The 1,152-nt window shown below is 50.6% G+C and carries 2 protein-coding genes; both read left to right on the top strand.

Annotated features, from left to right (window positions below):
• Window positions 1-468: hypothetical protein (locus ACR0KS_RS20400; protein WP_170568224.1), on the top strand; the 468-nt coding region annotated here is incomplete at its 5' end.
• The coding region (locus ACR0KS_RS20395; protein WP_170568225.1) for a metallophosphoesterase at window positions 458-1,152 on the top strand (695 nt) is incomplete at its 3' end. The genes ACR0KS_RS20400 and ACR0KS_RS20395, both read left to right, overlap by 11 nt.

Below are 1,152 nucleotides of genomic sequence, written 5' to 3'. Positions count from 1 at the left end.
GGAAACATAGACTTCACACCCTATTGGTATTGGGTCGAAGACGGAAAACTGAAGCATAAGAAAGCCAAGCACCATGAACCAAACGATGGAGACGTTCCCGCCGACGCGTTATTGATCCGTCGCAGCAATCTAAACGACAACGATGCTGGTGGGCGTGTCGAGTATGCCAACTTCGCGAAATCTACTCAAATGCTGGAGAAAATTCGCCACTTCTCTCCAAGCACATATCGACGCCTGGTTGCATTGAATAGTGACCTTCAAACCCAAGGCCCGATCCATGACTGGCTATCGCAAAGCTTTGGTTTGTCAGACAGTCAGATTGCACAAGTTGTCAAAAATACTGCGCTGGCAACGTCCATCCTCCAGAGCAATTGTTCAAATGGCGATTTGATGTTCGACTTGGATCCTGTCGCATTCTTTTTGAGAAACGACACCGAGGTAGGGGCCTTGGACTGTAATGACCCGTAGGTGTTCTGCTCTTATTGCGGTGTTCATTTGGACCGCTCTGCTCGCCTGCAAAGCGGCGGCATTGGATGTTATCGTCATATCGGATCTGAACGGAAGCTATGGTTCGGTAAGATACGATGCCCGCGTCGACAAAGCGATTAAGCGGATAGTCGAGATTGATCCAGATCTGGTTATTTCGACCGGAGATATGGTTGCGGGACAGCGCATTCCCAACTTGTCCGACAAACAGGTCAGGGATATGTGGAAGGCGTTTCACGAGGCCGTATCAGATCCTTTAGAGGCTGCCGGCATTCCATTTGCGGTCACGCCAGGAAACCATGATGCCTCTGCGTACCGTGGGTTCGAGCGTGAAAGAAAAATATACGCAGAGGAATGGATACCACGAAAACTAGACGTCGATTTTCTGGTTTCGGATGACTACCCGTTCTTCTACGCTTTTGAGATGCAGGGCGTAACGTTTGCGTCTTTGGACGCTACGACCTTGGGACCTCTATCCGGCGACCAGCAGGACAGACTTGAGGAACTGGGGGCAAATGGAGACCCGATTGTCACTTTCAGTCACCTCCCACTCTGGCCCTTCGCGATTCAGCGCGAACGCGAAATCATCGGTGATCCGACACTTGAAAAAATCCACCTGGAAAGCGGTGTCGTACTGCATTTGTCAGGGCACCATCATGCCTTCTA

The sequence above is a fragment of the Ruegeria sp. BC7 genome (genome assembly GCF_056539165.1).
The sequence above is the reverse complement of the archived record's forward strand: the minus strand, read 5'-3'. Positions and strand labels throughout refer to the sequence as shown.